Origin of the sequence: Burkholderia ambifaria AMMD (genome assembly GCF_000203915.1) — a bacterium.
In the GTDB taxonomy this organism is placed as follows: domain Bacteria; phylum Pseudomonadota; class Gammaproteobacteria; order Burkholderiales; family Burkholderiaceae; genus Burkholderia; species Burkholderia ambifaria.
Map to the genome: position 1 here is coordinate 93,836 of NC_008392.1, position 26,374 is coordinate 120,209.

A 26,374-nucleotide genomic window follows, 5' to 3' on the forward strand; every position below is an offset into this window, starting at 1 on the left:
CGCGCGGCCGGGTTGGCCCGAGGCCACCCTCATTACACTCAGGTTCGATGAACAAAGACGACGCCATTTCCGAATTGCCTCCGCCGCTCGGCCCCGCCGATGCACGCGATCTGCTGCATCGCTTCGCCGAGTTCCGCTTCGAAACCGTCGTCGGTGCAATCACCGACTACGCGGTGTTCATGCTCGATCCGCAAGGCAACGTCGCGACCTGGAACGCGGGCGCGGAGCGCATCAAGGGCTATCGCACCACCGAGATCATCGGCCACCATTTCTCGCGCTTCTATCCGGCCGACGCGGTCGCCGCGGGCCGGCCGGCGCTCGGGCTCCGCGAAGCGAGCGTGCACGGCCGTTTCGAGGACGAAGGCTGGCGCGTGCGGAAAGACGGTTCGCTGTTCTGGGCCAGCGTGACGATCACGGCCGTGCGCGATCATGGGGGCCAGCTGGCCGGCTTCATCAAGATCACGCGCGACATGACCGAGCGCAAGCGGCTCGCCGAACTGGAAATGTCGACGCACCGGCTCAGCGTGTTCATCGCGATGCTCGCGCACGAACTGCGCAACCATCTCGCGCCGCTGCGCCACTCCGTCAGCGTGCTGCAAACGCTGCCCGATCCGGCGCCGATGCTCGCGCAATGCCGCGACGCGGTGCACCGTCAGGTCGGACAACTGACGCGGCTCGTCGACGATCTGCTCGACGTCGGGCGCATCACGGCCGGCAAGGTCGAGCTGGACAACGCGCCGGTGACCGTGCGCGACGTCGTGTGCCGCGGCGTGGAGAGCATCCAGCCGAAGCTGGCCGCGCGCCAGCAGCATCTTCGCGTCGAACTGCCGCCCGAGCCGGTGGTGGTGCGCGGCGACGCCGCGCGGCTCGTGCAGGTGCTGCACAACCTGCTCGACAACGCGTCCAAGTTCTCGCCGCCCGGCGCGCGCATCGACGTCTCCGCCGACCGCGAGGGCTCGACCGTCGCGATTCGCGTGACCGATCACGGCGTCGGCATCGCGGCGGGTTCGCTCGAGACGATCTTCGACCTGTTCGACCAGGACGGCGTGCCGGGCCGGCGCCCGTCCGACGGCTTCGGGCTGGGCCTCGCGATCTGCCGGTCGTTCATCGAGCTGCATGGCGGCAGGATTTCCGCGGAAAGCGAAGGCCCCGGCCACGGAGCGACGTTCACGGTACGGTTGCCCGTCGAGCACCACGTGGAAACGGCACGGACGGAAGCGCCCGCGCCGCGCGCCGGGAAGCCGGCCGCCGCGCCGCTGAACATCGTCGTCGTCGACGACAACCGCGACTCGGCCGACACGCTCGCCGTGCTGCTGCAGTTGAAGGGGCACGTGCCGCGCGTCGCGTACAACGCGAGCGATGCGCTCGCGCTCGTGCGCGAAGCCGTTCCGCATCTGATGCTGATCGACCTGTCGATGCCCGACGTCGACGGCTACACGCTGCTGCACGAACTGCGCGCGATCGACACGCCGGGCGGCATGATCTGTGTCGCGCTGTCCGGTCATGCCAGCTCATCGGATCTCGCGCGCACGGCGCGCGAGGGCTTCGACGATCACCTCGTGAAACCCCTCGAGATGGCCGTGCTCGACGCGCTGCTGCAGCGTGTCGCGCGCACGGTGCATGGCACGCCATGACCGTGTGCGCGATCGCTTACGGCAGCGCTCACGCCTTCGCTCGAACCGTCGAGCAGGCGTGCGCTTAGGCCCTGCTCAAGCCATCGCGCGGCACATCGCCGCGCATGCGTCGCACGCCAGCGCGCAGCGCCGGCAATGTTCGTGCAGATGCCGCAGGCATTCGACCGCGCACAGCTCGCATACCTGCGCGCATAGCGCACACACGCGCGGCGCGACCACGCTGCCGCGCGCCATCACGCCCGACGCGAAGCGGCACAGCTGCGCGCATTCGATGTCCAGCGCGATGCAGTCGGCCAGCTTGTGTGCGTCGGGCTCCGCCAGGCACGCGGCCATGCACGCGTCACAGGCATGCGCGCACGCGTCGCACGCGGCCATGCAGTTGTCGTAGCGAGTATTCGTTTCGCTCATCGCAGTGCTCCTCGTTCCAGTGGGATCGTCATGGCGTCAGCTTCACTTTCATCCAGCCGGGCTCGCGCACATCGAACGCGCGGTACGCATCGATCGCGTTCGTCAGCGGCTCGCAGCGCGTGAGCACCGACACCGGGTCGAACGCGCCGCTGCGCACCAGCTCGATCAGGTGCGGCGTGATGGTCCGGTGATTGCAATTGCCCATCTTGATCGTCAGGTTCCGGTTCATCGCCTCGCCGATCGGAAACACGCGCGCCTGCGGCGGATACACGCCGATCACCGCGACCGTGCCGGCCTTCGCGACCGCGCGCACCGCCCATTGCAGCACCTGCGACGGCCCGTCGCCCGGCGTCCAGTAGCGGCCGTCCGGCTTGCGGCGCGGCGCGACGGCGTCGACTTCCGCATCGAACGCGCGCGCCGCGTCGCGATCGGCCGCGGCCGGCCCGTGCGTCGCGCGCATCGCGTCGACGCCCACCGCGTCGATCACGCGATCGACGCCGATCCCGCCGGTGAGACGCAGCACCGTGTCGACCGGGTCTTCCTCGGAGAAGTCGATCGTTTCCGCGCCTTGCGCGCATGCCATGTCGAGGCGCGACGCGATGCGGTCGATCGCGATCACGCGTCCCGCGCCCAGCAGCTTCGCGCTCGCGATCGCGAACTGGCCGACCGGCCCCGCGCCGAACACGGCCACCGTGTCGCCCGGCTTCACCTCCGCGAGCTGCGCGCCGAAATAGCCGGTCGGGAAAATATCGGACATCAGGATCGCGCGGTCGTCGTCGATCGCGTCGGGCAGCCGGATCAGGCTCGCGTTCGCAAGCGGCGTGCGCGCGTATTCGGCCTGCAGCCCGTCGAACGGGCCGGTGTCCGCCGGGCCGCCGAAGAACGCGGTGCCCGCGCGCGGGCCGCCCGGATTCGCGACGTCGCATTGCGCGGTGTAGCCCGCGCGGCAGTACGCGCAGCTGCCGCACGCGATCGTCGACGGAATCAGCACGCGATCGCCACGCTTGAGGTTGCGCACGTCGCGCCCGACCGTCTCGACGATGCCGACGCCCTCATGGCCGAGGATCGTGCCCGGCTTCATTCCGCCGAGCGTGCCACGCACTATGTGCAGGTCGGTGCCGCAGATCGCGCTGGCGGTCAGGCGCACGACCGCGTCGGTCGGTTGCGAGACTTCCGGGTCGGGTACCGTATCGATGCGAATGTCGCCGATGCCGTGAAATACCACTGCTTTCATGTCAGGCCCTCCTTGTCGAAAGCGGGAACGGTGAAGTCACCGTCGCGCTTTCGAGCAAGGCGCGCGCCTGTCGGGGCGTGCTGGGGTTGTCGTGCTTGTCGTGCTTGTCGCGTGCGCGGTTGGTCGGCCTGAGGTCGCGGGTTCAGCCGCCGCGCGGCGCAGTCAATGCGCGACAAACGCGACCATCAGCGTGACCCTGCGGCGCCCTGCTGCTCCAGCGCCTCTTCCGCCTTCAGGCAGTCGAGATCGCGGCCGATCGTCGCGACCGCGAGCCGCTTGTCGCCGCGCCAGTACGTCACCGAGCCGTCGTGCGCGCGCAGGTCGCCGTCGATCTCGACGCGGTCCCATTGCTCCGCATGTCCCACATAGCGGACAGTCAGATCGTAGTGCTGGGTCCAGAAGAACGGCACCGCGTCGAACGGCCGCTGCTGGCCGAGCATGTTGCGCGCCGCGGCGATGCCCTGCCGCTCCGCGACGACCCAGTGCTCGACGCGAATGCGCTCGCCCGTCAACGGATCGGGCCAGCGCGCGATGTCGCCGGCCGCGTAGATGTCCGGTGCGCTCGTCTGCAGGAATCGGTCGACCGTCACGCCGCGATCGACGGCCAGCCCCGCGTCCTGCGCGAGCGTCACGTCCGGATGCACGCCGATGCCGACCACCACGACGTCGGCCGGCAGCCCGTCGCCGTTCGACAGCATCACGTCATCCGGCGTGATCTGTGCGGGCGTCACGCCGAGATGGAACGTCACGCCGTGCGACTCGTGCAGCGCGCGGAGCGTGTCGCCGAGCGCGTCGCCGAGCACGCGCGCCATCGGATGCGCATCGGGCGCGACCACCTGCACGACGAGCCCGCGCGTGCGCAGCGCGGCGGCCGCCTCGAGGCCGATGAAGCTCGCGCCGACCACGACGCAGCGTTGCGCATTCTTGAGCGTGCCAATCAGTGCATCGCAATCGGCGCGCGAGCGCAGCACACGCACGTGCGGCAGCTCGGCGCCCGGCACGGTCAACCGGTTCGGCTCGGCGCCCGTCGCGAGCAGCAGCGCGCCGTAGCCGACGCGGCTGCCGTCCGCGAGTTCGACCGCGTGCGCCGCGGGATCGATCCGCGTAACGCGCGTGCCACAGCGCACGTCGATGCGCTGCTCGGTATAGAACGACGCGCCACGCAGCGGCAGCCAGTCGGCTTCGGCCGTGCCGGCCAGATAATCCTTCGACAGGTTCGGCCGATCGTACGGCGGCTCGCTGTCCGCGCTCAGCAGCGTGATCGCGTGCGGATAGCCTTCCCGCCGCAGCGTCACGGCCGCCGCGATCGCGGCCGCGCCGCCGCCGACGATCACCACCGATTCGGGCAGCCCGGCCGTTTTCAGCGCGGGCGGCGACGCGGCAGGCTGTGCATCGAGCACGACCGCGCGGCCATCGCGACGCTCGACGCGCCAGCACGTCAGCCCGTCGAGCGCCGGCGCGCGCAGCATTGCGCCGGTGCGCAGACAGAACGCCGCGTGATGCCACGGGCAGCGGATCGTGTCGCCGACGAGCAGCCCGTCGGCCAGCGGCGCGCCGTAGTGCGGGCATTGCCCGGTGACGGCAAACAGTTCGTCGGCGCGGCGCACCAGCAGCACCGTTGCGTCGCCGACCCGGCCTTCGATCATCGCGCCGTCGGCGATGTCGTCGAGCGCGATGCCCTGCGCGAGATCGGGACGTGAAGACGAGGCGTCACTTGCGGACATGGCATGGCTCCCGGGAGGTGGGGTAACGGTCCCATTATCGGCGTCCTTCCTGAAAAGAACAGGGACGGACGACCCCGCAGCGCATGCAAACGCGGAATGTAGCTCGTATGCGATCCGCGGCCGGCGCACAACGTCATCCACGTTGCGGCGCAACACGCGGGTGCGCATGCGCGGGGCGCGGCGACGCGCGCAATCCGCATGCCACGCCCTTCTTCATCCCGTCACGCGAAGCGACGTGATGGCGCTGTGGGACGTGACCCGACATGACTTCGCGTGATGCGCCTGGCGCGCCGTCAATCCATGCAGCCCACCGCGAGCTTACCGACCGTGACGATCGCCCGCTCGATCTCCGGCGACCACGGGCTGCTGTAGTTCAGCCGGATGAAATTGCGGTAGGTGTCCGCGATCGAGAACATGTAGCCGGGCCCGATCGTGATGCCCTGCTCCAGCGCGAGCTGGTACAGGCGCATCGCGTCGACCTGTGCCGGCAGCTCGACCCACAGCACGTACCCGCCCGCCGGGCTCGAGATGCGCGTACCTTCCGGAAAGAACCGCGACACCATCGCGCGCATCAGGTTCGCCTGCTGCGCATATGCCTTGCGAATCCGCCGCAGATGATGCTCGTAGCCGTCTCGCTCGAGAAACTCGGCGATCGCGAGTTGCGGCAGCGACGGCGTCGCCAGCGTGTTCAGGAACTTCAGCTTCTCGACCTGTTCGCGATAGCGGCCCGGCAATGCCCAGCCGATCCGGTAGGCGGCCGTCAGGCTCTTCGAGAACGATGCGCAATGCAGCACGATCCCGGTGCGGTCGAACGCCTTCAGCGCGCTCGGATGGGCATTGCCGAAATACAATTCGTTGTACACGCCGTTCTCGATGATCGGCATGTCGGCTTTCGTTGCGTATTCAACCAGTTCGCGCTTGCGCTCGTCGGGCATCTGAAAGCCGAGCGGGTTCTGGAAATTCGGCATCACCATGCACGCGGCGATCGGCTGCGACTTTGCAATGGCCGCCAGCGCCGCGATGTCGATCCCGTACTCCGGGTGCGTCGCGACCTCGATCGCCTTCATCCCCATCCGTTCGATCGCGTGCAGCATCGCGTAGAACGTCGGCGACTCCACCGCGATCGTGTCACCCGGTTTTGCAACCGCCTGCAGGCACAGATTGATCGCCTCAGTCGCGCCGACCGTCACGATGATCTCGTTCGGATCGACCGACATCCCGTTTTCCAGGTAGCGTCGCGCGATCTGCCGGATCAGCCGCGGATGGCCCGGCGGCAGCCCGTCCGTCACGCCCCACAACGACTTGTCGCGGCCGGCTGCATAGGCGTAGCGGTTCAGTTTCTCGAACGGAAACAGGCTCGGGTCCGGATACGGCGAACCCAGCGGCACCGCGTCGTCGGTGCCGATCGCGCGCAGCGTCGACAGCACGAGCCGGCTCATGTCGACCGACGACGAGATCGCGATCGGCTTCGACGGCCGCAGCTCGCGCACCGGCGCGTGGTTGTCGTCGCGACGCAGGTTCACGAAGTAACCCGACTGCGGGCGGCTCTCCAGCAGCCCGCGGCTTTCGAGCAGCAGATATGCATGCAGCACGGTCGTGATGCTGATCCGGTGCTGCTGGCTCGCCTGCCGTACCGACGGCACACGATCGCCATGTCGATACACGCGTTGCCGGATGAGTCTCTCTATGTCGTTCGCGAATTTCTCGTAGAGCTTCATCCGCCTCGCCCCGCCAGCGGTGAACCGGCCCGCGACGCGTGTGCGCGCGTGCCGCGCCGATGCGCGAAGCCGGATAGCCGTGCCCGCTGGCGGGCGTTCTGGTGCGAGCGTCGGCCGTTACCGAAATTGAAGGCGGGTAGCAATGCGAAATCCATCATGACGAGGATCGGCATCCTACTGCGTCAATTCGGCGAATGTAAGTGACAGTTTGACGGCCAAATGTCAAATTGTGCGGGTGTGGTGAACAGATGGGAAGACCGTGGCACGCAGCCGCGTGTCGTGTCACCGTACCGCCGCGCACATGCGGTCGTGACGCGAAACGCGCACGATGCGATTCGCGTGGCGACGTTCGAGCGGGACGTCGTGCGCACCGACGCTCGGTATAGCTGATTGTCTAAGTCCCTAAGTCCCTAAGTCCCTAAGTCCCTAAGTCCCTAAGTCCCTAAGTCCCTAAGTCCCGCGCACGCGCGATGCCGGTTCGTGCGTCACGATGCGCGGTGCCGCTCGAACGCGCAGGGGCCGTCGATGCGATCCGCGCCGGGCCGAACGTCGGCCTTCATGCGGTTCTAACGCCGCGAACCGGACCTAGCCGATCACGTGGCGCACGACTTTCCCGCCAAATCCCGTCACGATGTTGTCGACCGAGAACGGTGTCGCCTCGTCCGCCTCGACGATGACCGCGACGCTGCCCGGTGCGAGCCGTGTCGCGACCGATTCGACGAACTGCCCGTCGAGCAGCGCATTGCCGGCTGCGTCCGCGACGATGCCGGCCCCCGCGCCGGCCGCCATGCCGGCGATCGCGCCGAGCGGCCCGGCGAGCATCCCGAGCAGCCCGCCCGCGATCGCGCCGATCACGCCGCCCTTGAACGACCGCGACTCGGCGTCGAGCACGGCGAGCTTGCCGTTCGCGTCCTTTTCGACGACGACGCCATTGTCGACGTGAAATCCTTCGTGTTTCTCCGACAGCGCCTCGAAATCGTTCGCGGCCCGACGGGCCGTGTCGACGCTGCCGAATACGGCGACGATCAGTTGCTTGGTCATGCGACACCTCTCGGGTTGATGAGCGACGCGAGCGCCGCCAGTCGACGGACATCCGCGGATGGGTCGGACCGGCCGCGCGTTGCGTGTCGGGATCCGTGGGTGCGATACGCGCGCGTGCCGCTGCATCGCGAACACGAGCGGCACGAGCGGCGCGGGCCGCACGTTACCGGCGCGTATGCGCGTCCTCCTCGACATCGTCGACTTCCGCCGGAAAGCGATGCTGACCGAAGCTCAGGATCAGCACGCCCACCGCGAGCAGCACGATCCCGCACGTGGTCATCAGCATCCGCTCCGGGCCGTCGGTCGCGCCGCGGAGGATCAGATCGCGCGCGAGCGACGTCATCGCGATGAACAACGGAAAGCGCACCGGCAGCCGGCCGAGCCGCAGATAGCGCACGTTCATCGCGAGCACTTCCAGGTACAGGAACATCAGCAGCAGGTCGGTGAGCGACACCTCGCCCGCGAGCACGACCTTCCACGCTTCCTGGGTCATCGCGAACGCGGTCGCCAGACCGATCACGATCAGGCCGGCCAGCTCGGCCGCATGGAGGAAGTGGCCGAAGCGGCGGCGGATGCGCTCGGCGGCCGTATCGGCGGAAGCAGTGGACGTGTTCAAGGCGATGACCGTTGCAATGAGGTAGGTGCCGCGCTCGACGCCCCGTCGACGCCGTGCTCAACCCCCGCGACAAAAATTCTCAGCGCTTCCAGCAGGTTCGTCATGAGGGCCCTCGTCGGCAGGTGGAGCGAACCCAATCTACTGCACGTGTCGCGCCCGCTCAAGAGCACAGCGGCGCGCGCTTCAGGAGTACAGCTGCACGCATGCGTTGCAAAATCGAACGCCGATCAACCGATTCGAATGACAGATCGTCGATACGTGTTCCAAAGACCCGCCGAAGCTGCTAGATTGCAGGCTCGACGACGTTACGCGGTGCGGCGAGGTCACGCCCCGGGCGAACGCGCGGCCATCCTGCCTGCCTTCCCTTTCGCGCCCGGACGGCAGGCCGCCGCCGCTGCGGCCCGTTGCGCGATGCCCGCGCAACGTCCTTCATCCGCATGTCACAAAGAGAACAGTCGCATGACACAGTCCACCCGCTCGTCTTCGCGCGCCGCGGCAGCCGCGGCCCGTCCGTCCCGACATGACTGACCGGCAGGCCGCGATGCAAACCCGTCCCCCGCTTTCCCAGGCCGTTCACGAGCCGATCACGCGCAGCGCGATCTTCCTCGTCGCCACCGTCAACCCCGGCGCCGAGCGCGCCGACACGATCCGCGCGTGGTGCGGCGACATCGCCGCGCTCGTGCGCTCGGTCGGCAAGCGCGTGCCGGGCGGCAACCTGTCCTGCGTATGCGGCTTCGGCTCCGACGCATGGGACGCGCTGTTCGGCGATCCGCGTCCCGCGTCGCTGCATCCGTTCCGCGAATTCGGCGCCGGCCAGCGCGTCGCGATCGCGACGCCGGGCGACATCCTGCTGCACATTCGTGCCGACGCGATGGACCTGTGCTTCGAACTCGCGACCCAGTTGCTCGCCGCGCTCGGCGACGCGGTCACGGTCGTCGACGAGGTGCATGGCTTTCGCAACTTCGACCAGCGCGCGATGATCGGCTTCGTCGACGGCACCGAGAACCCGGAAGGCCGCGACGCGGTCGACTTCACGGTGATCGGCGACGAGGACGCCGAGTTCGCGGGCGGCAGCTACGTGCTCGTGCAGAAGTACCTGCACGACATGGCCGGCTGGAACGCGCTCTCGGTCGAGACGCAGGAGCGCATCATCGGCCGCACCAAGCTGTCCGACATCGAGCTCGCGCCGGACGTGAAGCCGTCGTGCTCGCACAGCTCGCTGACCACGCTTGACGAAAACGGCCAGGAAGTGAAGATCCTGCGCGACAACATGCCGTTCGGGCGCCCCGGTTCCGGCGAATTCGGCACCTATTTCATCGGCTACGCGCGTTCGCCTGCGCCGATCGAGCAGATGCTCGAGAACATGTTCGTCGGCCGCCCGCCCGGCAACTACGACCGGCTGCTCGACTTCAGCCGCGCGGTCACCGGCTCGCTGTTCTTCGTGCCGTCGGCCGACCTGCTCGAAGCGCTCGCCGATCGCGCCGCACCGGCCGACACCGACGCCGCGCAGCCCGCACCCTCATCGCCCGAGCCGCGTCGTGACGGCTCGCTGAATATCGGATCGCTGAAAGGAGTCAAAGCCTATGAATAACCTGCACCGCGAACTCGCGCCGATTGCCTCGTCCGCGTGGGCGCAGATCGAGGAAGAAGTCGCCCGCACGTTCAAGCGCTCGGTGGCCGGGCGCCGCGTGGTCGACGTCGAAGGCCCGGCGGGCCCGGGGCTGTCGGCCGTCGGCACCGGGCATCTGCGCGACGTCACCGCGCCGCGCGAACAGGTGAGCGCGCGGCTGCGCGAGGTCCGCAACGTCGTCGAGCTGACGGTGCCGTTCGAGCTGAGCCGCGACGCGATCGACAGCGTCGAGCGCGGCGCGCGCGACGCCGACTGGCAGCCGGCGAAGGACGCCGCGCAGCGCCTCGCGTTCGCGGAAGACGGCGCGATCTTCGACGGCTATCTGGCCGCGGACATCGTCGGCATCCGCGAAGGCACGTCGAACCGCAAGCTCATACTGCCGACCGACGTCAGCGCGTACCCGGACGCGATCAGCGACGCGCTGGAAGCGCTGCGGCTCGCCGGCGTCGACGGCCCGTACACGGTCGTGCTCGGCTCGGACGCCTACACGGCGCTCAGCGAAGCGCGCGACCAGGGCTACCCGGTGCTCGGCCACATCAAGCGCATCGTCAGCGGCGAGATCGTGTGGGCGCCGGCGATCAGCGGCGGCTGCGTGCTGTCCACCCGCGGCGGCGACTACGAGCTGCACCTCGGCGAAGACGTGTCGATCGGCTATACCAGCCATACCGACAAGGTCGTCCGCCTGTACCTGCGCGAAACGTTCACGTTCCTGATGCTGACGAGCGAGGCATCGGTGGCCGTGGCGCCGCAGGCCAGCACGGCGGCCTGACGGCCTGCCCGCGCGCGATGCCCGCCGGGCGTCGCGCACACCGGCCGCGTTGCCGGCCGCACGTTCGTCGCCGGCTGAACCCTCCTGCATGGAGCGTGACATGAGCGATTCGAATCAAGCATTGCAGTCGTTGCAAGCATCGGTCGACAGCCTGAAGCAAACCGTCGACGCGAACGCGAGCCGCCAGGCCGCCGACACCACCGCCCTGTTCACCGTGGTGTCGCTGATGCTGGCCGAACTGTCGCCCGATACCCGCAACCTGATCGAGGATTCGTTCACCGTCTGGGCCAATGGTCTGCAGGATGCGGCACTGTCGACCGACGTGAAGCAGATTGCCCGGCAGCGCCTCGCGATGAAACTCTCCGACTGACGCCGGTTCGCCACGGTTGCGCCTGATCCGGCCCGCACCGTGCAACCCGCCCGCTTCGCCATCGGCCCCGCGCCATGCACTGGTTGCGGGGCGTGCGCGGCCCGGCGTAACCCGCCCGCTTCCCTCACCGCCGCGCATGCGCCGCGTTTCACCGCGTGCGGCCCCTTCCCGTTTGCGCCTGCCGGCGCCCTGCGCGCCGATGTCGCACCGCGCTTCGCGCGCGTCGCGCGCCGCGCCGTTTCCGGATTCCGCGCGCCGCACCCGCATGCGCACTCGTCTGTACTCCTTGCACCGGGCGCACGCGTGCATGTGAGGGTGCAATTCCCGGCCGGGCCGGTGCGGAACTGTGTCTTGGAGGCGTTCGGCCAATTCGCTATTTTGAACGCAGTCGAAGTGATGCCGCGGGCTGAGCGACGCACCGGTGTTGCCGTGCCGTCGCGCATCGGGATTTCCCTTTCGATCCACGTTCATTGACAGGAGCCAGACCACCATGCCCGCACTTTGCGATATCTGTCACGCCCGGCCCGCCGTCGCGCGCGCCACCGTGATGCAGGACGGCGAGCGCAAGACGATCTCGATCTGCGACTACCACTTCCGTCAGCTGATGCGGCATCAGAGCATGCTGAACCCGTTCGATTCGTTGCTGGGTGGTGGTGGCTCCTCGCTGTTCGGCGAAAGCGGCGACACGTCGCCGCTGGCCGCCGAGATTCCGCGCGAATCGGTCGACCCGACCGACGCGTTCAGCGAGCAGACGCTCGAACTGCTGCAGCATGCGGCCGAGAAGGCGCACGAACTGCGCCGCAGCGAGCTCGACACCGAACACCTGCTGTACGCGCTCGCCGATACCGACGTGTGCGCGGCGCTGCTGAAGGAACTGAAGCTGTCGCCGCAGGACCTGAAGGCCTACATCGACGAGCATGCGCACACCGGCACGGCGGCCGCGGACGCGTCGCTCGACCGGCTGTCGATCTCGCCGCGCGTGAAGAAGGCCGTGCAGTACGCATTCCAGGCGTCACGCGATCTCGGTCACTCGTACATCGGCCCCGAGCACCTGCTGATCGGTCTCGCGGCGGTGCCGGACAGCATCGCCGGCACGCTGCTGAAGAAATACGGCGTGACGCCGGAAGCGTTGCGCCAGAAGGTCGTGAAGGTCGTCGGCAAGGGCGCGGAAGACGGCCGCGTCGACGCGCCGACCGGCACGCCGAATCTCGACAAGTTCGGCCGCGACCTCACCGCGATCGCGCGCCAGGGCAAGCTCGACCCGGTGCTCGGCCGTGCGCAGGAAATCGAGAGCACGATCGAAGTGCTCGCGCGCCGCAAGAAGAACAACCCGGTGCTGATCGGCGAGCCCGGTGTCGGCAAGACCGCGATCGTCGAAGGCCTCGCGCAGCGGATCGTCAACGGCGACGTGCCCGAAGTGCTGCGCGGCAAGCGGCTCGTCGAGGTCAACATCAACTCGATGGTGGCCGGCGCGAAATATCGCGGCGAATTCGAGGAACGTGCGAAGCAGTTGATCGACGAAGTGACGGCCAAGCATGACGAGCTGATTCTCTTCATCGACGAGCTGCATACGATCGTGGGCGCGGGCCAGGGCGGCGGCGAAGGCGGGCTCGATATCGCGAACGTGCTGAAGCCGGCGCTCGCGCGCGGCGAACTGAGCCTGATCGGCGCGACCACGCTCAACGAATACCAGAAGCACATCGAGAAGGACGCGGCGCTCGAACGGCGCTTCCAGCCCGTGTTCGTGCCGGAGCCGAGCGTCGAGCAGACGATCGTGATCCTGCGCGGGCTGCGCGACAGCCTCGAGGCGCACCACCAGGTCACGTTCGCCGACGACGCGTTCGTCGCGGCCGCCGAGTTCGCCGACCGCTACATCACCGCGCGCTTCCTGCCCGACAAGGCGATCGACCTGATCGACCAGGCCGCCGCGCGCGTGCGGATCGGCGCGACGTCGCGCCCCGCCGACATCCAGGAAGACGAAGCGCAGATCGTGCAGCTCAAGCGCGAGCAGGACTACGCAACGTCGCGCAAGCGCTTCGACCAGGCGAAGCAGTTCGACGAGCAGATCAACGCGAAGCAGAAGTCGCTCGACGAAAAAATGGAGGCGTGGCAGCGCAAGACCGGTTCCGAGACGCTGGAAGTGACCGTCGAATCGGTCGCCGAGGTCGTGTCGCGGCTGACGGGCATTCCGGTGTCCGAGCTCACGCAGGAAGAGCGCCAGAAGCTGCTGAAGATGGAAGAGCAACTGCGCGAACGCGTGATCGGCCAGAGCGATGCGGTGGTCGCCGTGAGCGACGCCGTGCGGCTGTCGCGCGCCGGGCTCGGCCAGTCGCACCGGCCGATCGCGACGTTCCTGTTCCTCGGGCCCACCGGCGTCGGCAAGACCGAGCTCGCGAAGGCGCTGGCCGAGACCGTGTTCGGCGACGAGCAGTCGATCATCCGCATCGACATGTCCGAGTACATGGAACGGCACGCGGTCGCGCGGCTGATCGGCGCGCCGCCCGGCTACGTCGGCTACGACGAAGGCGGCCAGCTCACCGAGCGCGTGCGGCGCCGCCCGTACAGCGTGATCCTGCTCGACGAGATCGAGAAGGCGCATCCGGACGTTTACAACGTGCTGCTGCAGGTGTTCGACGACGGCCGCCTGACCGACGGCAAGGGCCGCGTGGTCGACTTCAGCAACACGATCATCATCGCGACGAGCAACCTCGGCGCCGCGATCATCATGGACAACCTCACGCAGCCGGAGGCCGCGCGCAAGACCGACAAGGCGATCCGCGAGCAGCTGATGCAGGTGCTGAAGGGCCATTTCCGCCCCGAGTTCCTGAACCGGATCGACGAGGTGATCGTGTTCCATGCGCTGTCGAAGGAGAACATCCGCTCGATCGTGCAGATCCAGCTCGACCGCGTGGTGCGCACCGCCGCCGCGCAGGACATCACGCTCGTGATGGGCGACGCGCTCGTCGACCACCTGACCGAAGCCGGCTATCAACCGGAATTCGGCGCGCGCGAGCTGAAGCGGCAGGTGCGCCAGATCATCGAGACGAAGCTCGCGAAGGAGATCCTCGCCGACAAGCTGCAGTCCGGCGATCGCGTCGAAGTCGATTACGACAAGGCGAGCGACGCGGTGACGTTCAACAAGCTCGCGCGGCCCGACGCCAAGGACGTCAAGGACACCAAGGACGCGGCCAGGAACGCCGACGGCAAGGCGCGGCCGAACGGCAAGGCGGCGAAGGCGGAATCCGATGCAAAGGATGACGAAGCAAAGGACGATACGCCTGCACCCGCTCCTGTGCTCGCAGCGAAGCCATCCGGCAAGAAGTCGTCCGGTGCGAAGAAGGACGCGCAGTAATAACACGCGGGCCCGCATGCACGGGCCCGCTTGCCCCCACGCCGCGACGCGGCGCAACCCGAGCCGGCCCGCAGCGGGCCTGCTGATGGAGATTCACATGACAAATCGACGCGAAGTGCCAGGCATCAGGAAGTACGATGGGCCCGCCGGCGGTTGGGGCGCGCTTCGCGCGACAGCCGATGCCGTGCGCACGCAGATGGAAACCATCGAGGCGCCGATCGTGCTGATGCGGACCAACCAGCCCGACGGTTTCGACTGTCCCGGCTGCGCGTGGCCCGACAAGGAACACAAGTCGACGTTCCAGTTCTGCGAGAACGGCGCGAAGGCCGTCACGTGGGAAGCGACCACCAAGCGCGTGACGCCCGAGTTCTTCGCGGCGAACCCCGTATCGTCGCTGCTGCGGATGTCCGACTACGAGCTGGAGAACATGGGCCGGCTCACGCATCCGCTCGTCTACGATCGTGCGACCGACACGTTCCGCGCGGTCGAATGGGACGATGCGTTCGCGCGCATCGGCGAGGTGCTGCGCGCGCTGCCGCCCGAGCAGGTCGAGTTCTACACGTCGGGCCGCGCGTCGAACGAAGCCGCCTACCTGTATCAACTGTTCGCGCGCGAGCTCGGCACCAACAACTTCCCCGACTGCTCGAACATGTGCCACGAGCCGACCAGCGTCGGCCTGCCGCAGTCGATCGGGATCGGCAAAGGCACGGTGTCGCTCGAGGATTTCGACCACTGCGAGCTGATCATCTCGATCGGCCACAACCCCGGCACCAACCACCCGCGGATGATGGGCACGCTGCACGAGTGCGCGCGCCGCAACGTGCCGATCATCGTGTTCAATCCGCTGCGCGAGCGCGCGCTCGAACGCTTCGCGGATCCGCAGGACATGATCGAGATGGCGTCGTTCGGCTCGACGCGCATCGCGTCGACGTACTACCAGGTCGACGCGGGCGGCGACGCGGCCGCGCTGAAGGGCATCATGAAGGCGCTGCTGCAGCTCGAGGCCGAGCGCGGCGACGTGCTCGACAAGGATTTCATCGCGCAGCACACGAGCGGCTTCGACGCGTTCAGTGCCGACCTGGAGGCCACGTCGTGGGACGACATCGAGCGCGCGAGCGGCTTGAGCCAGGCGCAGCTCGAACAGGTCGCGCTCGCGTATGCGAAGTCGAACGCGACGATCGTCACGTACGGGATGGGCGTCACGCAGCACAACAAGGGCACCGCCACCGTGCGCCTGATCGCCGACCTGCTGCTGATGCGCGGCAACATCGGTAAGCCCGGCGCGGGCGTGTGCCCGCTGCGCGGCCACTCGAACGTGCAAGGTAACCGCACGGTCGGCATCACCGAGAAGCCGTCGGCCGAGTTCCTGCAGAAGATCGAGGACGTGTGCGGCTTCAAGCCGCCCGCGCAGCACGGACACGATGCCGTGCAGGCGATGCAGGCGATGATCGACGGCCAGGCCAAGGCGCTGCTGTGCTTGGGCGGCAACTTCGCGGTCGCGCTGCCCGATCCCGAGCAGTCGTTCCCCGCGATGGCGAAGCTCGATCTCAGCGTGCATCTCGGCACGAAGCTGAACCGCTCGCACCTGCTCGTCGCGAAGGAGACCTACATCCTGCCCGTGCTCGGCCGCACCGAGCTCGACATGCAGGCGAGCGGCCGGCAGTCGATCACCGTCGAGGATTCGATGTCGATGGTCCACGCGTCGGCCGGCAAGCTGAAGCCGGCGTCGGACCAACTGCGCTCCGAGCCCGCGATCGTCGCCGGAATCGCCCACGCGACGCTGCCGGCCAGCAAGGTCGCGTGGCTCGACCTGATCGCCGACTACGACCGCATCCGCGACCTGATCGACCGCACGGTGGCCGGCTTCGAGGCGTTCAACGAGCGCATCCGCACGCCGGGCGGCTTCCGCCTGCCGCTGCCGCCGACCGAGCGCGTATGGCCCACGGCCACCGGCAAGGCGATGTTCTCGATCTACAAGGGCGTGAAGGAAGACGCGGACGTGCTCGGCGCCGAGCAGGTGCTGCGGCTGATCACGCTGCGCAGCCACGATCAGTACAACACGACGATCTATGGGCTCGACGACCGCTATCGCGGCGTGTTCGGCCGACGCGACGTGCTGTTCATGAACGCGGCGGACCTCGCGAAGTACGGGCTCGAACACGGCGACCTCGTCGACATCGAGACGGCCACCGCGTCGGGCCGCACGCTGCGCCTCGAGAAGATCACCGCGATCGAGTACGACATCGCGCCGGGATCGGTCGGCGCGTATTACCCGGAAGCGAACGTGCTCGTGCCGCTCGACTACATCGACAAGGAAAGCGGCACGCCGTCGTACAAGTCGGTGCCGGTGCGCGTCGCACGCTCGGCGGTCGTCTGACCCGCGGGTAAGCAGGCTGGCGACGCACGGCTCGATAGGACACGCCCGCGCATCGCCCCACCCTCTCCTCTCGCGGCCGCCGCATCGCTATCGATGCGGCGGCCGTTTTCGTTGATCGCGTCGCACGACGATCCGCTTACCGCGCCGCCGACGACGGCAGCTGCGCGCCCGTCTGCCGGCGCCGGTACGCGCTGTCGCGCGTCGCGAGCCAGTAGTACAGCGGCGACGTCAGCACCAGCCCGACGAGCCAAGACAGGTCGGCGCCGCCGAGATGCGCGGGAATCGGCCCCGCATACATCGGCGTGTTCATGAACGGAATCTGCACGGCGATCCCGATCGCATACGCGAGCAGCGCCTGCGGATTGAAGCGGCCGTACACGCCGCCGTCCGCCATGAAGATCGACTGGATGTCGTACTTGCCCTTGTGGATCACGTAGAAGTCGATCAGGTTGATCGCCGTCCACGGCACCAGCACGACGAGCAGCGCGAGCACGAGATCGACGAGATTGCCGACGAAGTTGGTCGACGCGCCGATCGCCGCATAGCAGCACGCGACGAAGATCACCACCGACACCACCGCGCGCGTCTTCGCGGTCGGAATCCATCGGTATGCGAAGGTCTGCACCGACGTGATGACCGCGAGCACCGCGCCGTACAGGTTCAGCGCGTTGTGGCTGATCACGCTCAGCAGGAACAGCAGCAGCATCAGCGGGCCGAGCGGGCCCGTCGCCTGCTTGACCGCGTCCATCGTGTCCGGGCCGGCCGGCACCGCGAGCACCGCGACCGCCCCGAAGATGAACGCGAGCGTCGAGCCGATCGTGCAGCCGAGATAGGTCGCCCAGAACGTCGACGCGACGCCGACGTCTTCCGGCAAGTAGCGCGAATAGTCCGACACGTACGGCGCGAACGCGATCTGCCACAGCGCGGACAGCGACACCGTGGCGAGCCACCCGGCGAAGTCGAAGCCGCCGCGCGTGAGGAAATCGGTAGTGTTTACGTTCGACAGGATCATCCAGAAGCCGACGAGAATGCCGATGCCGAGCACCCACGTGCCGATCCGGTTCAGGATGTGGATGAACCGGTAGCCGACGATCCCGATCAGCCCCGAGCCCACTGCGCCGATCACGATGCCCACGGGCACCGGCACCGACGACGCGATGCCGTGCACCGACTTGCCGGCCAGCACGATGTTCGATGCGAAGAAGCCGACGTACATCACCGCCGCGATCACCGTGACGAGCAGCGCGCCCCACGAGCCGAACTGCGCGCGGCTCTGGATCATCTGCGGAATGCCCATCTGCGGCCCCTGCGCCGAATGCAGCGCCATCAGCACGCCGCCGACCGCCTGGCCGACGACGATCGCGACGATCCCCCACATCAGGTTCAGGTGAAAGATCTGCACGCCGAGCGCGCCGGTCACGATCGGCAGCGGCGCGATGTTGCCGCCGAACCAGAGCGTGAACAGGTCGCGCACCTTGCCGTGGCGGTCTGCGGGCGGCACGTAGCCGATCGTGTGTTTCTCTATCATGGGGGACGCGTTGCGATCCGCGGTCGTCATGGCTAAGTCTCCTGTCCTGCGCGGCGAGGCGCGCGTGCCGTTTCCGCCGGCGCGCGACGATGCGCGCGCCTGCAATCGGGTCCGGATACGCGGGCAACGGTGTGCCGCATGCGGGCGGAGGCGGATGACCTGCCCCGCCGGCGCATGCGCGCTTTTGTCGCGATCCGGATTGCAGACGATGGTGCGCCACGCATGCGGCGACCGGAAAATACTAAAAATATTTTCGGGACATACGAAAAAGCTCTGCAGCGGAAATTCCGGCGCCGGGCGTCTTCGGGTAAGGTGCTACGCAAAACAGCGGACAGAACACGCCCCGCGGCGGCACGCGCGCGGGGCAGGCATCAGAGGTGCTCGTGGCTCACTACACTTTGCGGCAACTGAAATATTTCGTGACGACGGTGGAATCCGGCAGCGTCGCCGAGGCGTCGCGCCAGCTCTTCATCGCGCAGCCGTCGATCTCCAGCGCGATCAAGGGGCTCGAGGAAAGCTTCGGCGTGAAGCTGTTCATCCGCCACCACGCGCAGGGCGTGTCGCTCACGCCGAGCGGCACGCGTTTCTACCGGAAGGCGCAGGAGCTGCTGCGCATCGCGCACGAGTTCGAGCAGAACGCGCTCGCCGACAACGACGTGATCAGCGGGCAGATCGATATCGGCTGCTTCGAGACCGTCGCGCCGCTCTACCTGCCGCAGTTGATCGCGGGCTTTCGCGAACGCTATCCGGGCGTCAACATCAGGCTGCGCGACGGCGACCAGCAAGAACTCGTGCAGGGCCTGACGGCCGGCACCTTCGATCTCGCGTTCCTCTACGACCACGACCTCGACGGCACGATCGAGACCGAGCCGCTGATGCCAGCGCAGCAGCCGTACGTGCTGCTGCCGGAGAACCACCGGTTCGCGGGCCAGTCGCACGTATCGCTGCACGAGCTCAGCGTCGAGCCGATGATCCTGCTCGACGTGCTGCCGAGCCGCACGTATTTCGTCAGCCTGTTTCACGCGCTCGGGCTCACGCCGAACATCGTGTTCGCTTCGCCCTCGATCGAGATGGTGCGCGGGATGGTCGGCCAGGGGTTCGGCTTCTCGCTGCTCGTCACGCGCCCGCATTCCGAATACACGTACGACGGCCGGCGCGTCGTGACGATCGGCCTGAGCGAAACGGTGAGTCCGTCGGGGCTCGTGAGTGCGCGGCTGAAGCGCGGGCAGCTCACGAAGCAGGCGCAGTCGTTCGTCGAGTTCTGCCGCGAGCGGCTTGCGCAGATCGTCGCGGAATCGGCGCGATAGCAACGAAGGAACCGCACGCGCCGCCGAACGGCCGCGTGCGGCATGCTGGACCGCCCAATCAACTGGCCGAAGCGAGATACGTCGCGAGACGGCCGAGCATCGCGTCGCATCCGTGCAGTTGTTCGAGCGTGACGAACTCGTCGGGCTTGTGCCCCTGGTCCATGCTGCCCGGCCCGCACACCACCGTCGGAATGCCGGCCTGCCCGAACAGCCCGGCCTCGGTGCCGAATGCGACGGTGCCGAACGCGTCGGAACCGCTCAGCATCGCGAGCAGCCGCGCGGCTTCGCTGTCCGGCGAAGTGGCGAGCCCCGGATACGCGCCGAGCGGCTGCAGACGGATGTCGGTATCGGGCTGCACCGCGCGCATCGTCGGCAACAGTTCGGATTCCGCATAATCCTGCAGCTTCCTCGGCACGTCGTGCGCATCGAACGCGGGCAGCGCCCGCACCTCGAAATCGAACTCGCATTCGGCCGGCACGATATTCAGCGCGCGGCCGCCCTTGATCAATCCGGTCTGCACGGTCGAGAACGGCGGATCGAAGCGGCTGTCGTGATGCTCCGGCCGCGCGAGCGACGCGCCGATCTCGCCGAGCCGGCCGATCAGCTTCGCCGCGTAGTCGATCGCGTTGACGCCGAGCGGCGCGTACGCCGAGTGGCACGCGGCGCCCTTCACGTGGCAGCGCATCGCGAGCTTGCCCTTGTGACCGAGCACCGGTTTCAGTTCGGTCGGCTCGCCGATCAGGCACAGGCGCGGCCGGTGCTCGCGCGTCGCCAGTGCGTCGAGCATCGGCCGCACGCCCAGACAACCGACTTCCTCGTCGTACGAGAACGCGAGGTGCACGGGCAGGTTCAACGGCCGTGACACGAATGCCGGCACGGCCGCGAGCACCGACGCGATGAAGCCTTTCATGTCGGCCGTGCCGCGCCCGTACAGCCGGCCGTCGCGCTCGGTCAGCCGGAATGGCTCGACCGTCCACGCCTGTCCGTCGACCGGCACCACGTCGGTATGGCCCGACAGCGCGATGCCGCCGCGATCGCGCGGCCCGATCGTCGCGTACAGGCTCGCCTTCGTGCGCTCCGCGTTGTAGAACAGCTCGCTCGAAACACCGAAGCCGTCGAGGTAGTCGCGGATGAAATCGATCATCGCGAGGTTCGAATCGCGGCTGACCGTCGCGAAGCCGATCAGCCGCGCGAGCAATGCGCGGCTCGACGTGTCACTCATCGCCGGGCACTCCGTAGCTCGGCGCGGCGGTCGGGTTCAGCGCGCGCGTCTGGTAATCCTGCATCTGCGGGCGATAGGCCTGCCACAGTGTGTCCAGCTGCCCGATCGGATCGGCGTCGGCCCAGTCGACGCGCAGGTCGACGATCGGCCAGGTCACGTCGCCGGCCACCTTCAGCGCGGCCGAATGCACCGGCCCCGCCTCGCCGCCCGCCGCCATCGCCGCGTGCATCGCGGCCAGCAGGCGATCGGCCAGCAGCCCGGGCGCCTGCTCGAACGCGCGCGCCATCGCCTCGATCACGGCCGGCGCGGACAGCAGATTGCCGGCTGCCACGCATTGCTCGCCCCGCACCGCATGGTGCGTGCCGAGCGCCTCCTTTCCGGTGAAGCACGCCGTCTGCCCTTGCCCGTCGATCACCGTGACCTGCCGGTACTGGCTCCAGCCGTTCGCGCTGAGCGCGCGGTCGAGCGCGGCGGCGGGCGCGAGCTGCTGGTGCTCGATCAGGTCGAGAATCTGCGGGCCGAGCGCCGGCAGCGTGATGTTCTGCGTCGCGACCGCGCCGACGCCCGCCCGCACCCACGGGCAGCGCGCCCCCACCGCGATGCTCGACGAGCTGATCGCGATTCCGAGCTGGCCCGTTTCCGGGCAGCGCCCGACGATGGAGAAAGTCATGTCGCCTCCTATGCGCGGTTCGGCTGCCAGTTGTCCGGGATCACCGCGATCACGTCGATCTCCATCAGCCACTGCGGCTGGCCGAGCGCCGAGACGACGAGCCCCGTCGAGATCGGATAGACGCCCTTCAGCCACTTACCGACTTCCTGGTACACCGGCTCGCGATAGCGCGGGTCGATCAGGTAGGTCGTCGTCTTCACGATATGCGTGATGTCGCTGCCGGCTTCCTCGAGCAGTTGCTTCACGTTCTTCATCGCCTGCTCGGCCTGGGCGCGCGGATCGCCGAGGCCGACCAGGTTGCCGTCAAAATCGGTGCCGACCTGGCCGCGCACGTAGACGGTGTTGCCGGCGCGCACAGCCTGGCACAGGTCGTTGTCGAGCGTCTGATTCGGGTAGGTATCCTTCGTATTGAACATGCGGATACGGGTATGGGTAGGCTGGCTCATCGAGGTCCTTCGAAGGTCGGTGTGTGCACCCGTCGCGCGGGAAACGGTCACGATCGCGGTGCGGCGGGTGCTGATGGGTGTTCGTGGGTGCGGGTCGCAGCGAGGATGCCGAATCCGTATCAGCCGATCGCGTCGACCAGCGGGCGGGCATCGGCCTGCGCGGTGCGTGCCGTGTCGCCGTGCCCGGTGCGCGTTTGCGCGCGGCGTTGCGACGCGTCGTGATAGTCGAGGTACTTGCGCTGCGTGACGATGTGGTCGGCGATGTGTTTCGCGTCGTGCCACACGCCCCAGATGAAGCTGGAGCCGCGTCGCGACAGCCACGGCAGGCCGAGGAAATAGATGCCCGGCTCCTTCGACACGCCGCGCTGGTGCTGCGGCTTGCCGTTCGCGGCGAACGCGTCGACGTTCAGCCAGCTGTAGTCGAGCGCGTAGCCCGTCGCCCAGACGATCGACGTGACGCCTGCGGCGGCCAGGTCGAGTGCGAGGATCGGCTGCGTGACGCAGTCCGGATTCGGCAGGATGCGGCGTGCTTCCGGTTCCTCGGGCAGGTCGAGGCCGTTGCGCGCCGCATAGGCGTCGGCCGCGTCGAGCAGCGACAGGTAGTTCTCGTCACCGCGAGCGAGATTGCTCGCGAGATCGCTTTCGAACGTCGCGACGCCGCCGTCGAATGCCTTCGTCAGCCCCACGAGCGTCACGCCCTGGTGCGCGAGGGCGCGGAAATCGACCGTGTGGCCGCCGCGCGCGCCGCTCACCGCGATCGTCACGTGTTCGCGGCCGGGCGTCGCGACTTCCTTGTCCCATTCGCCGAGCACGCCGAGCCACCAGCAGAAGTCGCGGCCGCGATAGGCGCGCGGCGGACGATCGTGCGGGCCGACCGACAGGTAGACCTGCCGGCCCGCGCGCTGCAGTTCGTCGGCGATCTGCACGCCCGACGAACCCGCGCCGACCACCAGCACCGCGCCGTCCGGCAATTGCGCCGGGTTGCGATAGTCGGCGGAATGGATCTGCACGAGGCCGGCATCGTCCGGCGCGATCGGCGGAATGACAGGACGCTGGAACGGCCCCGTCGCGACGACCACGCGGTTCGCCTCGATCGTGCCGTCCGACGTTTCGACGATGAAGCCCGGCTTGCCTGTGTTGCGCACGACGTTTTTCACTTCGACGCCGGTGCGGATCGGCGCGCTGAACTTGCGCGCGTAGGCTTCGAAGTAGTCGGCGACCTGGTCTTTCGTTGCGAACGCATCGGGATCGAGGCCATCGAATTCGAGCCCCGGAAAGCGGTCGTGCCACGCGGGGCCGTTCGCGACCAGCGAATCCCAGCGCCCGGTGCGCCAGCGCTCGGCGATGCGGTCGCGCTCCAGCACGAGATGCGGCACGCCGAGCTTGCCCAGGTGCTCGCTCATGGCCACGCCGGCCTGGCCGGCACCGACGACCAGCGTATCGATTGAGGTTGTTTCCACTGCCACGGCTGTCTCCTTGAAGTGCGGCTCGCTGCGATGCTCGGGTCGTCGCGCGAGGGGGAATGGAGACATTCTGCTGACAGGCTGCCTAAGGCGAAACGATCATTTTTGTCGTTGTTGACGAGAAAAAAGCTGGGGGTGGTGAGGCGGGGTTGGAATGACGAGCGAACAGCCTCCGGGGGCGCGTGTGTCCGAAGTGGCCTCGCGCCTCTATGATCTTGTGCTTTTGCATGATTACTTGATCAACTGCATCCCTGCGACCTTCGACGCTGTCACATCGAAAGTAGCCGTGTACTCGCTGCCGGCTACATGCCCTGAACGCTCGATCAGGCAGTCCGCGAAATCCGCCTTCGCGGATGCAGCGAAAACGCGAAGTGCCTTTCGCACCGTGTCCGCGCCTTCAACCATCAACTCCTTGGTGCCGATCATCGAGTCGATGATGTCCTTCATCTGCTCTCGCTCAACGCCGTAGCAGCGCCCGAGCACCCAAACGACCTCGACCAATGCGACCTGCGAAACGTACCCCGGCGATTCGGCCGACAGGGACTCCATCAATGCCGTCGCCTTCTTCGACTGAACGACGTCGTCCTGGGCAAAGTAGCGGACCAGCACGTTCGTATCCAGTCCGATCATCGCGCGGATGCTCCCTGCTCGGCGATGGCCCGATTCATGTCTTCGATCGACACCGGTTTGGCGGGCTTCTTCACGATGCCCTTGAGCGACGCGAGCGAACGCGTGGCCGGGTAGATCTCATACCGGCCGGTCGTCTCGTTGAAACTGAATTCAATCCGGTCTCCCGACGCAAGGCCAAGCTGATTGCGGACGTCCACAGGGATCGTGACCTGGCCCTTGGAAGTGATAGTTGCTGCTGTCATGGTGATTCCTCCGATATTCCTTACTTTAAGGTAAGGCGAACCGAAAAGCAAGGATGGTGCATGTCCCGCGGATGGGGAAGGCATCACGCTGTGCGACATTGGCGTGGCTGTACCACTGATTGAACGTCGCGGCCCGAGGATGGTTCTCTGTCATGCTGGCCTGCCAGATGCCCCGTCACCGGGCACGCGCGTGTGCCCCGGAGGCACTGTGACGTGCGGCTTCTCCGGCAACATGTAGCCATCGGGCACATGCGCACGACCGGTACGCAGCGAGACCGGATGCATGGCGGGTTTGGAAGGCGGCACGGGCACCGATATCACAGCCTTAGCCGCATCGATCAACGTCTTCTTGTCGCCATTCCACTTCGGCAGTCTGGCCGGCGGCAGCGGCAATACCTTGTCCAGGTTCGGCAGACGAAGGTCCGGATCGCGCTCGAGACGGTCGGCGAGAATGATGTAGCGCTCGGCACGGGCGCGATCCTTTGCGTTACCGGCCACCGGATCACCATCATCGAACGCGCCGAACAAATACGCTGCACTCCTAGCGCTGCCGTACTTCACCCCGTCATGCAGAATTCTGAGGGCGCGTTCGCTGTCTTCGCCTAGCGACTTGTCGGACCCAACGAGTGTTGTCCCGAGCGCATACGCTGCATCTCCATTCCCCTGCGCAAATCCACACTCGAGCATCTGAAGCGCAATCTTGCGATTACCCCAGAATCCCGCTTTGGGATCGTCATACACGGCATCCATCTTGCCGCCCAGATATGCCATCGCATTCGGGTTGCCCATATCGGCAGCAAGTTGCCGGAACCCATACGCGCGGCTCGCGTCCTGCTTCACGCCCGTCCCGTTCATGTAATACGTGCCCATCAGGTCATAGGCCGCAGGTACGCCGAGTTTCATTGCCTGCTCGACAATCTGCACGGCACGTTCCGAATCTCGATCCACGCCATCGCCCTGAGCGTACGCATTCGCCAGATTCAACATCGCCTTCCAGTGCTTGCGCTCGGCGGCCTTCGTCCATAGATCGACAGCGCCCTTGTAGTCGCGCTGGTTCGGCCACAGCAGCGAACTGGTGAGCGCCATCGCTTGCCGGTTCCATCGATCCGCGTCCTGATCGGTCGGCGGAACGACGTCGGCTTCATGCTTGCACTCGAATGCGGCGCGATGAGGGTTGAAGGCAGTCAGCGACATGTTGCGGGGCAGCGCATCGTTGCGCGAGCAGGCCGCACACCCGACGAGCAGAAAAACGCAAGCCCATCGGATCAAGCCGATACGGTCGCCGGCGATCGGATGCAATTGAGTTCGCACGATATCGAATACCTGAAAAATGAACGGACTGCTGGCGTGCGCACCAGGGATGCGGATACAAAAGCCCGGACGGCAAGCCCTTGTTCCGGGTAATTTCACCGCCCCTCGGCAATGGCGCCGAACCGAAAAAGCACCTCGCCAACGCTGCGCCGATTTTAGGCGATGACCCTTGATCCGACCATCACGCGACAATTGTTGACTGTCCTCCCGCGCCCGAACTGGTACGATGCGCGTCGCGTCTGCGATGCGCCCAGGGACGCCTGATCGTTCCCTTTTTCGATCCCCCGCGCGCGCCTCTTGCCGCGCCGAATCGCAGGCCCGGCCTCTCGTTGAACCCCGTAGCATCTCGGCGCCGCCCCACCCGGCGCCGTTGCAGCAACCGTTGGAGTGGCGCACGTCGCGCCTGCAAGCATGAAGAAACTGAAGCAGCACATCATGACCCTGAGCGGCAAAGACCGAACGCCGATGGTACGCGCAGGCGCGCTGCTGTTGATGGCCGGCCTGCTGTACCTGCTGTGGCCATCCGCCGAAACCGCCTACCTCGCGATGGAGTCGGTGATCCGCTGACGCGCACGGCGACCCGGGCCCTGCGCTATACTCGCGCCATGGAAATCAAACCTGCCTCGCCGAACGTGCATCGCTGGTGGCGCGCCTGACCCAGGCGGCCCGTTTCCTTTTGCAT

22 protein-coding genes are annotated in these 26,374 nt (G+C 67.3%); 8 read left to right on the top strand and 14 right to left on the bottom strand.

Annotated elements, in window-relative coordinates; translation table 11 throughout:
• Positions 1-47 precede the first annotated feature (47 nt).
• Positions 48-1,634, top strand: a complete 1,587-nt coding sequence (locus tag BAMB_RS28215) for a PAS domain-containing hybrid sensor histidine kinase/response regulator (protein ID WP_011660560.1) — start codon at positions 48-50, stop codon at positions 1,632-1,634.
• A 75-nt stretch (positions 1,635-1,709) separates the two neighbouring features.
• On the opposite strand, the gene BAMB_RS28220 is transcribed toward BAMB_RS28215, so the two are convergent.
• The 6 genes from BAMB_RS28220 to BAMB_RS28245 form a co-directional block, all read right to left on the bottom strand.
• Entirely contained in the window at positions 1,710-2,042 is a 333-nt protein-coding gene (locus BAMB_RS28220) for a four-helix bundle copper-binding protein (RefSeq protein ID WP_006755198.1), read from the bottom strand.
• Positions 2,043-2,070: 28 nt separating this feature from the next.
• Positions 2,071-3,276: a zinc-dependent alcohol dehydrogenase gene (locus BAMB_RS28225; protein ID WP_011660561.1), complete on the bottom strand. Its 1,206-nt coding sequence runs from the start codon at positions 3,274-3,276 to the stop codon at positions 2,071-2,073.
• Between the two features lie 185 nt (positions 3,277-3,461).
• Positions 3,462-5,000 carry an FAD-dependent oxidoreductase gene (locus BAMB_RS28230; protein ID WP_011660562.1) on the bottom strand — a complete coding sequence of 513 codons (1,539 nt, stop codon included), beginning with the start codon at positions 4,998-5,000 and terminating at the stop codon, positions 3,462-3,464.
• A 293-nt stretch (positions 5,001-5,293) separates the two neighbouring features.
• A complete protein-coding gene (locus tag BAMB_RS28235) occupies positions 5,294-6,718 on the bottom strand; it encodes an aminotransferase-like domain-containing protein (RefSeq protein WP_011660563.1) in 1,425 nt (474 codons plus the stop codon).
• Positions 6,719-7,303: 585 nt separating this feature from the next.
• Positions 7,304-7,759 carry a DUF1269 domain-containing protein gene (locus tag BAMB_RS28240; RefSeq protein WP_011660564.1) on the bottom strand — a complete coding sequence of 152 codons (456 nt, stop codon included), beginning with the start codon at positions 7,757-7,759 and terminating at the stop codon, positions 7,304-7,306.
• Between the two features lie 163 nt (positions 7,760-7,922).
• Positions 7,923-8,375, bottom strand: coding sequence for a phosphate-starvation-inducible protein PsiE (locus BAMB_RS28245; RefSeq protein ID WP_011660565.1), 453 nt, complete (start codon positions 8,373-8,375; stop codon positions 7,923-7,925).
• 520 nt (positions 8,376-8,895) lie between these two features.
• On the opposite strand from BAMB_RS28245, the gene BAMB_RS28250 reads away from it, so the two are divergent.
• The 5 genes from BAMB_RS28250 (at position 8,896) to BAMB_RS28270 (ending at position 16,873) form a co-directional block, all read left to right on the top strand.
• A complete protein-coding gene (locus BAMB_RS28250; RefSeq protein WP_011660566.1) occupies positions 8,896-9,966 on the top strand; it encodes a Dyp-type peroxidase in 1,071 nt (356 codons plus the stop codon).
• Positions 9,959-10,774, top strand: a complete 816-nt coding sequence (locus BAMB_RS28255; protein WP_011660567.1) for a family 1 encapsulin nanocompartment shell protein — start codon at positions 9,959-9,961, stop codon at positions 10,772-10,774. Before BAMB_RS28250 ends, BAMB_RS28255 begins: the two co-directional genes overlap by 8 nt.
• A 100-nt stretch (positions 10,775-10,874) precedes the next feature.
• On the top strand, positions 10,875-11,144 hold the full coding sequence (locus BAMB_RS28260; RefSeq protein ID WP_011660568.1) for a hypothetical protein: 270 nt from the start codon (positions 10,875-10,877) through the stop codon (positions 11,142-11,144).
• A gap of 490 nt (positions 11,145-11,634) precedes the next feature.
• The gene (locus BAMB_RS28265; RefSeq protein WP_011660569.1) at positions 11,635-14,496 is read left to right on the top strand and encodes an ATP-dependent Clp protease ATP-binding subunit; all 2,862 of its coding nucleotides are present in this window, start codon (positions 11,635-11,637) and stop codon (positions 14,494-14,496) included.
• A 97-nt stretch (positions 14,497-14,593) separates the two neighbouring features.
• Positions 14,594-16,873, top strand: coding sequence for an FdhF/YdeP family oxidoreductase (locus tag BAMB_RS28270; protein WP_011660570.1), 2,280 nt, complete (start codon positions 14,594-14,596; stop codon positions 16,871-16,873).
• 136 nt (positions 16,874-17,009) lie between these two features.
• Here the strand turns inward: BAMB_RS28270 and BAMB_RS28275 are convergent, their stop codons facing one another.
• The gene (locus BAMB_RS28275) at positions 17,010-18,431 is read right to left on the bottom strand and encodes a purine-cytosine permease family protein (RefSeq protein WP_011660571.1); all 1,422 of its coding nucleotides are present in this window, start codon (positions 18,429-18,431) and stop codon (positions 17,010-17,012) included.
• A gap of 353 nt (positions 18,432-18,784) precedes the next feature.
• On the opposite strand from BAMB_RS28275, the gene BAMB_RS28280 reads away from it, so the two are divergent.
• Positions 18,785-19,708: a LysR family transcriptional regulator gene (locus BAMB_RS28280; RefSeq protein ID WP_041491854.1), complete on the top strand. Its 924-nt coding sequence runs from the start codon at positions 18,785-18,787 to the stop codon at positions 19,706-19,708.
• Between the two features lie 58 nt (positions 19,709-19,766).
• Here the strand turns inward: BAMB_RS28280 and argE are convergent, their stop codons facing one another.
• The 7 genes from argE to BAMB_RS28315 form a co-directional block, all read right to left on the bottom strand.
• Positions 19,767-20,930, bottom strand: coding sequence for an acetylornithine deacetylase (gene argE / locus BAMB_RS28285; protein WP_011660573.1), 1,164 nt, complete (start codon positions 20,928-20,930; stop codon positions 19,767-19,769).
• Positions 20,923-21,600: a DUF1028 domain-containing protein gene (locus tag BAMB_RS28290; protein WP_011660574.1), complete on the bottom strand. Its 678-nt coding sequence runs from the start codon at positions 21,598-21,600 to the stop codon at positions 20,923-20,925. The genes argE and BAMB_RS28290 overlap by 8 nt, the downstream gene beginning before the upstream one ends.
• Before the next feature lie 8 nt (positions 21,601-21,608).
• On the bottom strand, positions 21,609-22,046 hold the full coding sequence (locus BAMB_RS28295) for a RidA family protein (protein ID WP_011660575.1): 438 nt from the start codon (positions 22,044-22,046) through the stop codon (positions 21,609-21,611).
• 119 nt (positions 22,047-22,165) lie between these two features.
• Positions 22,166-23,512: a flavin-containing monooxygenase gene (locus tag BAMB_RS28300; protein WP_041491748.1), complete on the bottom strand. Its 1,347-nt coding sequence runs from the start codon at positions 23,510-23,512 to the stop codon at positions 22,166-22,168.
• A 228-nt stretch (positions 23,513-23,740) separates the two neighbouring features.
• Positions 23,741-24,139: a PIN domain-containing protein gene (locus BAMB_RS28305; RefSeq protein ID WP_006753130.1), complete on the bottom strand. Its 399-nt coding sequence runs from the start codon at positions 24,137-24,139 to the stop codon at positions 23,741-23,743.
• The gene (locus tag BAMB_RS28310; RefSeq protein WP_006753129.1) at positions 24,136-24,381 is read right to left on the bottom strand and encodes an AbrB/MazE/SpoVT family DNA-binding domain-containing protein; all 246 of its coding nucleotides are present in this window, start codon (positions 24,379-24,381) and stop codon (positions 24,136-24,138) included. Before BAMB_RS28310 ends, BAMB_RS28305 begins: the two co-directional genes overlap by 4 nt.
• 150 nt (positions 24,382-24,531) lie before the next feature.
• Positions 24,532-25,791 carry an SEL1-like repeat protein gene (locus BAMB_RS28315; RefSeq protein ID WP_227739214.1) on the bottom strand — a complete coding sequence of 420 codons (1,260 nt, stop codon included), beginning with the start codon at positions 25,789-25,791 and terminating at the stop codon, positions 24,532-24,534.
• Between the two features lie 312 nt (positions 25,792-26,103).
• Between BAMB_RS28315 and BAMB_RS35625 the strand changes: the two genes are divergently transcribed.
• Entirely contained in the window at positions 26,104-26,259 is a 156-nt protein-coding gene (locus tag BAMB_RS35625; protein ID WP_006753127.1) for a hypothetical protein, read from the top strand.
• Positions 26,260-26,374: the final 115 nt, after the last annotated feature.